Annotated in this window: 4 protein-coding genes; 2 read left to right on the forward strand and 2 right to left on the reverse strand. The window is 71.4% G+C overall.

Going from position 1 to position 8586, the window contains the following annotated elements; all coding sequences use genetic code 11:
• Positions 1 to 117 precede the first annotated feature (117 nt).
• On the forward strand, positions 118 to 3609 hold the full coding sequence (locus tag A7A76_RS18135; RefSeq protein WP_206412518.1) for a PAS domain-containing hybrid sensor histidine kinase/response regulator: 3492 nt from the start codon (positions 118 to 120) through the stop codon (positions 3607 to 3609).
• 463 nt (positions 3610 to 4072) lie between these two features.
• Here the strand turns inward: A7A76_RS18135 and A7A76_RS18140 are convergent, their stop codons facing one another.
• Together A7A76_RS18140 and A7A76_RS18145 are read right to left on the reverse strand one after the other, a co-directional pair.
• Positions 4073 to 4741: a response regulator transcription factor gene (locus A7A76_RS18140; RefSeq protein ID WP_206412519.1), complete on the reverse strand. Its 669-nt coding sequence runs from the start codon at positions 4739 to 4741 to the stop codon at positions 4073 to 4075.
• Positions 4742 to 5069: 328 nt separating this feature from the next.
• Positions 5070 to 7853, reverse strand: coding sequence for a TonB-dependent receptor (locus tag A7A76_RS18145; protein WP_206412520.1), 2784 nt, complete (start codon positions 7851 to 7853; stop codon positions 5070 to 5072).
• Here A7A76_RS18145 and A7A76_RS18150 point away from each other — a divergent pair.
• Entirely contained in the window at positions 7852 to 8037 is a 186-nt protein-coding gene (locus A7A76_RS18150; RefSeq protein WP_074871096.1) for a hypothetical protein, read from the forward strand. The two genes, A7A76_RS18145 and A7A76_RS18150, sit on opposite strands and share 2 nt — an antisense overlap.
• The last annotated feature ends 549 nt before the right edge of the window (positions 8038 to 8586 follow it).

The raw sequence follows: 8586 nt of genomic DNA on the forward strand, positions 1-8586 counted from the left end.
TCGCGTCCCGGCGCACCGCAGCTGAGCACCCCGCCCAAAGTCGCACCCCACCCGCAACCCGCCCCCGCCGCCGACCCCGTACACTCGACCGACCCCAACCACCCCGCACCCGCGCCCTTGATCCCCGGCTGGATCCTGCTGCTGGTCTCGGCCGGCTACGTCGGCCTGCTGTTCGCGGTCGCCTACTACGGCGACCAGCGCGAGCGCTCGCCGCGCGCGCGCTGGCTGCGCACCGCCGTGTATTCGCTGGCGCTGGCGGTGTACTGCTCGTCGTGGACCTTCTACGGCGCGGTCGGCACCGCCGCGCGCACCGGCCTGGGCTTCCTGCCGATCTACCTCGGCCCGCTGCTGATGCTGGCGTTCGGCTGGCGCATCCTCGAACGCCTGGTGCTGATCTCCGGCGAGCACCGCATCGTCTCCATCGCCGACTTCCTGTCCTCGCGCTACGGCCGCGCGCCGGGGCTGGCCGCGCTGGTCGCCGCGGTCGCGCTGACCGCCGCGGTGCCCTACGTCGCGCTGCAGTTCAAGGCGGTGGCGATGAGCGTGCAAGTGCTGGCCGGCGTGCCCGCCGACGCCGGCCTGCTCGCCGACCCGGCGTTCTACGTGGCGATGATGCTGGCGGTGTTCGCGATCCTGTTCGGCACCCGCCGCGTCGACGCCACCGAGCACCACCACGGCATGGTCCTGGCGGTGGCGCTGGAATCGCTGGTCAAGCTGATCGCCTTCGTCGCCATCGGCGTGTTCGCGCTGATCCACCTGCCGGGCCTGGGCCATTACGGCGAGCGCATGGAACAGGCCGCGCGCGTGGTGCTGCGGCCCGGCCTGCCCGACGGCTTCGTCACCCAGACCCTGCTGGCGTTCACCGCCATCGTCTGCCTGCCGCGCCAGTTCCACGTCGCCGTGGTCGAATGCCAGGACCCCAACGACCTGCGTTCCGCGCGCTGGCTGTTCGGCGGCTATCTGGCGCTGATCAGCCTGCTGGTGGTGCCGATCACCCTCACCGGCCAGGCCGTGCTCGGCGGCACCGGCGTGTCGCCGGACACCTACGTGCTGGCGCTGCCGCTGCAGCTGGACCGACAGGCGCTGGCGCTGATGGTCTACATCGGCGGGTTCTCCGCCGCCACCGGCATGGTCATCGTGTCGTCGGTGGCGCTGTCGACCATGGTCAGCAACGACCTGGTGATGCCGCTGTTGCTGCGCAGCGGCGTGCTGCACGAAGGCGCGCCGCACCAGAGCCCCGGCATCGACCGCCAGGTGCTGTGGGTGCGCCGGGTCACCATCGTGCTGCTGGCGCTGATGGCCTACGGTTACCACCGCGCCTCGCTCGGCGCCAACGGACTGGCCCAGCATGGCCTGCTCGCCTTCGCCGCGGTCGCGCAGTTCGCGCCGGCGCTGATCGGCGGCCTGTACTGGCGCGGCGCCAGCCGCGCCGGCGCGCTGGCCGGCCTGTTCGCCGGCACCGTGGTGTGGAGCTACACCCTGCTGCTGCCGGCGCTGAGCCGGATCGGCTGGATCGACCAGCACTGGCTCGCCAGCGGCCCGCTCGACATCGCCTGGCTGCGCCCGGAGCAATTGTTCGGCCTGGTCGGCTGGGAGCCGCTGACCCACGGCACGTTCTGGTCGCTGCTGTTCAACGTCGGCGCGTTCCTGTTCGTGTCCGCGCGCCAGCGCCCGCGCCTGCAGGAGCAGTTGCTGGCCGCGCCGTTCCTCGACCCCTACGTGCGCCGCCCGGCGCTGGGCCCGGGCGGCTGGGCCGGCAGCGTGCGCGGCGGCGAACTGCTGGCGCTGGCCGAGCGCATCGTCGGCGAACGCCACGCGCGCCGCGCGTTCGAGGAGTACGCGCGCCAGCAAGGCCGCGAATGGCAACCCGAATTGCCCGCCGACCGCGCCCTGGCGCAATTCACCGAACGCTTGCTCGCCGCGGCCATCGGCGCGGCCTCGGCGCGTTTGACCCTGACCAGCGCGCTGCGCGGCTCGGGCATGGAACTGGGCGAGGTGGTCGCGCTGCTCGACGAAGCCAACCAGGAGCTGCGCTTCAACCGGCAGGTGCTGTCGACCACGATGGAGAACATCAGCCAGGGCGTCAGCGTGGTCGATCCGCAGATGCGGCTGGTGGCGTGGAACCGGCGCTATCAGGAACTGTTCGATTACCCCGACGGCATGCTCTACGTCGGCCGCCCGGTCGCCGACCTGCTGCGCTGGAACGCCGAGCGCGGCGAGATGGGCCCGGGCCGGCTCGACGAGGCCAGCATCGACGAGCTGGTGCGCCGGCGCCTGGCGCATCTGCGCGCCGGCGCGCCGCACGTGTTCGAACGCGTGCGCCCGAACGGGCAGGTGATCGAAATGGTCGGCCGGCCGCTGATCGGCGGTGGCTACGTCACCAGCTACAGCGACGTCACCGACTACAAGCGGGTCGAACAGGCGCTGCGCGAGGCCAACGAGAACCTCGAACAGCGGGTCGAGCAGCGCACCCAGGAAGCCGAATCGGCGCAGCAATCCAAGACCCGCTTCCTCGCCGCGGTGAGCCACGACGTGCTGCAGCCGCTCAACGCCGCGCGCCTGTTCACCGCGGCCCTGCGCGAGAGCGACAGCCCCGACGAACAGCGGCGCCTGGCCGAGCGCGTCGACGCCTCGCTGCGCGCGGCCGAAGACCTGCTCGACGGCCTGCTCGACATCTCGCGCCTGGACGCCGGCGCGCTGCGCCCGGAGCCCAGCGATTTCGACGCCGGCGAACTGCTGCGCGAACTGGCCGCGCAGTACGCGCCCAGCGCCGCCGGCCGCGGCCTGTCGCTGCGCGTGCGCGCGCCGCTGGGCGCGATGCCGGTGCGCAGCGACCGCCGCCTGCTGCGCCGCGCGCTGCAGAACTTCCTCGCCAACGCGCTGCGCTACACCCGCGAGGGCGGCGTGCTGATGGCCGCGCGCCTGCGCCCCGGGCGCGGCCCGGCGCAGACGGGCCGGGTCGAACTGCAGGTGTGGGACACCGGCCCCGGCATTCCCGAGCATCACCTGGAACAGATCTTCGACGAGTTCCGCCGCTTCGACCAACCCGGCAGCGGCGGCGAGCGCGGCCTCGGCCTGGGCCTGTCGATCTGCCAGCGCATCGCCCGCACCCTCGACCACCCGCTGCGGGTGCGCTCGCACATCGGCCGCGGCAGCGTGTTCTCGATCAGCGTGCCGTGCGGGCGGGTGCCGCGCGAAGCGGCGGCGGCCGAGACCGCGCAGCCGGGCCTGGCCGATTCGCTCGCCGGCCTGCGCGTGCTGTGCATCGACAACGACCGCGAAATCCTCGACGGCATGCGCGCCCTGCTCGACCGCTGGGGCGCCAGCGCGCTGCTCGCGGCCACCGTCGACGACGCGCTGGCGCTGCTCGGCGAAGCGCCCGACGTGGCCCTGGTCGACTACCACCTGCACGACCGCCTCGACGGCCTGGCCACCATCGACGCGGTGCGCGAACGCCTCGGCCGCGAACTGCCGGCGGCGCTGCTGACCGGCGACGGCAGCGACGCGCTCAAGCACGCCGCGCGCGACCGCGGCTGCCGGGTGCTGACCAAGCCGATCAAGCCGGCGTCGCTGCGCGCGTTCCTGGCGGCGCAGCGGCCGGCGGCGTGAGACGACGGCGGCGCTTGCGCGCAGGCGATCGCGAGCGCGACGCGGGCCATGCGCAGCGCGCGCAAACGGCCGCGCATCGGCGTGTCGCTGCGTGCGAAAGGATGAACGAGACCGGGGCCCGCGCGGACACGCCGCGCAGCGCGCGCCGCTCCAGCGCGGCTTCCCGCGCGCGAGCCTGAATCGTTAATTTTTTCCGCTGAACCAAGCGCGATGCGGTGCGCTTTTCGGCTTGAGATCGGCCGCCATCGCCGACACCATAACGCCCGGATGCCTGGCCACTTCGCGTTGCGACGGATCGCGACGAATCGACCGCAGGGACCTCAAGCGCCGGCGTCCACTCACCCCGCTGCGATCGTCGCGCAGCCCAACGCACGGCCGGCGCTCGCCGGCGCGATCTACGCCGCTTGGGTGTGGATCGGCCGGCGGCCTGGCAGCGTGTTCCGATCGATTGCCGCCGCCGCGCTCAGTCGGCCTCTTCCGGCGGCGGCACGATCGCCCCCGGATCCAGCGCCAGCCGCCCGGCGATCAGCACCGCCTGGGTGCGGTTGTTGGCGCCGAGCTTGCGCAGGATCGCGGTCACGTGCGCCTTGACCGTGGCTTCCGACACGCCCAACTCATAACCGATCTGCTTGTTGAGCAGGCCCGCGCCGAGCATCTGCAACACCCGGAACTGCTGCGGGGTCAGATCGCGCAGGCGCTGCGCGGCCTCGTGTTCGTCGGCATTCGCCGCCGGCGCGGCGATCGCGGCCGGCGGCGCCCAGCGGTCGCCGTCGAGCACGCTGGTGATGGCCTCGCCCAGGGTCGCGGCGTCGGCGGATTTGGGAATGAAGCCGACCGCGCCGTGATCGAGCGCGCGGCGCATGGTCGACGGCTCCTCGCGCGCGGACACCACCACGATCGGCAGCTGCGGATGCAGCGCGCGCAGGTGCACCAGCGCGCTGAAACCCTGCGCGCCGGGCATGTTGAGATCCAGCAGCAGCAGGTCGGCGTCGGATTCGGCCTCGACCAGGGCGTACAGCGCATCGACGCTGTCGGCCTCGCGCAGGGCCGCCTCGGGCAGCACCCGCGCGACCGCGCCGCGCAGGGCTTCCCGGAACAGCGGATGGTCGTCGGCGATCAGCAAGGTGGGCATGGGGGCGGCCTGTAGGCAGTGCAGAGCGGGGCGCCGCGGACGACGGGACGAGGACGATTCGGGAACGATGGACGCACTCGGAACGATCTTACGTCCGCACCCCGCATCGCCGGCTATTGGACGATGGGTGAAGGCGGGTGAAGCGCGGGTGGGCGGCCGTATGAACCGCGTCGCAGAAACCGCCGCCGCGGACAAGAAAAGGCCCGTCCCGCGGGGCGGGACGGGCCGGAAACAGCCCTGAGGCTGGAGAGCGGCTTACTGGAGGGTGGGCCGGATGGGGAGGGCGCCGCGGTCCCGGCCGGGCCGGGGCCGCGCAGCGCAGATCGCCTTACTGGAAGTCGTACTTGACCCCCACGGTGAAGTAGCGGCCGATCGCGCCGCTGGAATGCATCGGGTTGTAGTTGATCGCGCCATAGGTCAGCGGATCGAGCGGCGCGATCTTGTCGGTGAGGTTCTGGATCGAGCCGAACACCTCGATGCCGTCGACCGCGCGCCAGCGACCGGACAGGTCGAAGGTGGTGAACGACGGGATCCGGCAGCCGCCGCCCGGCGCCGGCGAACCGTCGGCGTAGCGGCTGGCGCAGGGATTGCCTTGCGCGGTGATGTTCTTGAAGCGCGAGATGTAGTTCACCACGCCGCTGAGCGAGAGGTTGCCGTATTCCCAGGTCGCGCCGAGGTTGATCTTGTCCTTGGGCGTGCCGATGCAGTTGGTGACGTCGCAGTTGCCGTGGGTGCCGGCGTATTCGAACACGGTGCCGTCCTCTTCCTCGCGCTCGAACTTGCTGATGTGGCTCCACTGCAGGTCGAGGTTGAGCCTGCCGGCGCTGCCCAGGTCGAAGCGCTGGCGCGCGTCCAGGTCGACGCCGCGCACCGTGGTCGAGGCCGAGTTGACGTAGGCGGCCTGCGCGGCCAGCAAGGTGCCGGAGTTGGGCACGCCCGGCAGGTTGTTGTCGCTGCGCACGGTGCGCCCGGCGGCGACCGCGGCGGAGGTGGACTCGACGTTGATCTCGTTGGTGCGCTTGATCTCCCAGCCGTCGAGGGTGACCGTGGTGTTGGCGGTCGGCTCGAACACCAGGCCCAGGGTGTAGCTCTTGGATTCCTCGGGCTTGAGGTCGGGATTCGGGCTGGTGATCACCGCGATCTGGATGTCGCAGTCGCGCACGCTCGCGCCCGGCGCCGGATTGCCGCCGGGGCAGCGCACCGGATCGGCGGCGGCGGTGAACGCGGCCAGGCCGCCCTTGCCCGATTCGGCCGGGTTCGGCGCGCGGAAGCCTTCGGCGTAGGTCGCGCGCAACGCCAGCTGCTCGATCGGCTTCCACTTGATGCCGACCTTCGGCGTGGTCGCGTCGTCGCCGCCCTTGTACTTGTCGTAACGCACCGCGCCGGACAGCTCCAGGCTCTCCAGCACCGGCGCCACCAGTTCGGCGTAGGCCGCGGCCACTTCCTGGGTGCCGCGGTAGGCCGAGTAGCCCAGGCCGATGATGTCGCCGACGTCGGTGTAAGTCTGCGGATCGAGTTCGGCCTTCTGCCGGCGCCACTCCGCGCCGAAGGCCAGGCCGAGCGAGCCGCCCTTGAGGTCGGCCAGCGAGCGCGAGGCCTTGGCGTCGAACAGATCCAGCGTGGTCTTGCCGTCGGCGTGGATGGTCGGCGAGATGTAGTCGTACAGCGCCTTGGTGTTGAGGTTGGCGTTCTGGCCGATGCGCCACCAGCCGCCGGGGCCGGTGCCGTTGGTGAGCGCGTCGCGCACCGCGCTGTAGCGCAGGAAGTTGTCGCGGGTGTTGGTCAGGTCGTTCTGCGAATGCAGATAGGCCGCGTCCACGTCCCAGCCGCCGAGCGTGCCCTTGACCCCGGCGAGGATGCGGCTGAATTCGCTGTCGGTGCGGATGGTGCGCGGGCCGACGTCGAACGCGGCGTAGCGCAGGTTCACCGACTGGCCCGGGAACGGGTTGTCGGGATGGTTCGGGCCCAGCACCACGGCGCTGTCGCCGGAGTCGCCGTTGACCGGGCCGCCGGGATAGCCCCAGGCGCCGGACACGAACGACGGCGTGTTGTGGAAGGTGCTCTTCTTGCGCGAGTAGCCGGCTTCGACATAAGCCTCGAAATTGTCCGACAGCGCGAAGGTGCCGCGGCCGAACAGGTTCACGTACTTCTCTTCCGGCGCCAGGCTGTTGAACTGGCCCGATTGCCACAGGCAACCGCCGCCGGGATCCTGCGGCGTCACCGCCGACAGCTGCGCGCAGCCCGGCAGCGAAACGTACTGGCCGGTGGTCGGGTTCTTGACGTTGCCGACCGGCGAGCCGGTGGCGTCGGCGCCGAGGATGTAGCCGCCCATGAAGCGCTTGGTCTGGCTGTAGCCCCAGCGGCGCGCGTCGCCGGTGCCGATCCACTTGCGGTCGCGGCGGTCGGCGACGCGGATCTCGTCGGTCTGTCCGCCTTCGATGTTGAAGTAGACGTTGTAGCGATCCTGCTGGATATCGCCGAAGCCGAAGGTCGCCGAGGCCTTGGCCTGCTGGCCGTCGCCGTAGCCGGACACGCCGTAGCTGCTGCGCACCGACACGCCCTTGAATTCCTTGCGCAGGATGATGTTGACCACGCCGGCGATGGCGTCGGAGCCATAGATCGCCGAGGCGCCGTCCTTGAGCACTTCGACCCGCTCGACCGCGTCCATCGGGATGACGCTGAGGTCGGCGAAGACTTTCTGGCCGTCGTCGGCCAGGCCGTACGGCGCCATGCGCCGGCCGTTGAGCAGCACCAACGTGGAGCCCGCGCCGAGGCCGCGCAGCGACACGCCGGTGCCGCCGGAGGCGAAGCCGGTGCCGTAGGTGCGCGGTACCGAGCCGGCGCCGTCCACGGTCAGGGTCTGCAGGTATTCGGCCAGCGTGGCCTTGCCGCTGCGGTCGATCTCCTGGCGCGTGACCACCTGCACCGGCGACGCGGTTTCCATGTCGCCGCGGCTGATGTTGGAGCCGGTGACTTCGATCCGGTCGAGCGTGGTCGTCGGCGCGGCGGCGCTGTCCTGCGCTTGCGCCTGTGCGGCGACCGGCGCGAGGCCGACGACGGCGGCGGCGAGCAGCGCGCGGCGGATCGCATGGCTGAGAGGGGCGTGCGGCATGATCGGCTGGCTCCTGATGACGGTGGATTCCCTGGAATCGCGGCGGGGCGACGGCAGTGTCGGCAACCTCAGCGTTCGCGGTTGTGCGCATCGCGCGCGCACGCTGCGCGCGGACATCGCGATCGATGTCCGGCGCTTGCGCGATCGAGCGATCGCGCAGCGTGGCGCAGCGCGGCGGCGCTGACTGCGGCGGTGAGCCCCCTGAGCTTGGCTGCATCGCCGTCGTCGCGTTATGCGGCGGCGGCGGCGCGCGTTCGCGATACGGCGAACGCGCATGAACCGACGTTAGCGCGGCGTGTGCGCGCGGTACTTCGACGCAGTGCCGTTTAACGCGCGCGCAACTTTGCGGAGTGTGTCGAGTGCGTTGAACCTTCGCGCGCGCGGCGGTGCGCGGTGGCGACGGTCGCAAACAACGGTCGTTGCCTGGCGTGGCGTTGCTGGCCGCGTGTGCGCGCGTTGCGATTGTGCGGGTGCATCATCGGGCGTTACCGAATCGGCAAAGCGGTCGGGTGCGCTGGTGCGTGAGCCGTTCGTGCGGACGCGCAGTTCGTGCAGGCAGGCGATGCGTCGCGCTGAAGTCTCTGGATCTCCGCCTTCGCGGGGATGACGGTGGGGGAGGCGCGGCGAAAACCCTCGATCCGTCGTTCCCGCCGGCGCGGCGAAATCTTCGATCCGTCGTTCCCGCGAAGGCGGGAACCCAGGGCTTCACCAAGGTGCGGCTGCGAAGTCTGTG

The organism is Lysobacter enzymogenes (assembly GCF_017168095.1).
Taxonomy (GTDB): Bacteria; Pseudomonadota; Gammaproteobacteria; order Xanthomonadales; family Xanthomonadaceae; genus Lysobacter; species Lysobacter enzymogenes_D.

What these genes read in the sequence shown, in the direction of transcription:
- A7A76_RS18150 (WP_074871096.1), top strand. Translation starts at nt 7,852, where the DNA reads ATGATCGGCTGGCTCCTGATGACGGTGGATTCCCTGGAATCGCGGCGG.
- A7A76_RS18140 (WP_206412519.1), bottom strand. Translation starts at nt 4,741, where the DNA reads ATGCCCACCTTGCTGATCGCCGACGACCATCCGCTGTTCCGGGAAGCC.
- A7A76_RS18145 (WP_206412520.1), bottom strand. Translation starts at nt 7,853, where the DNA reads ATGCCGCACGCCCCTCTCAGCCATGCGATCCGCCGCGCGCTGCTCGCC.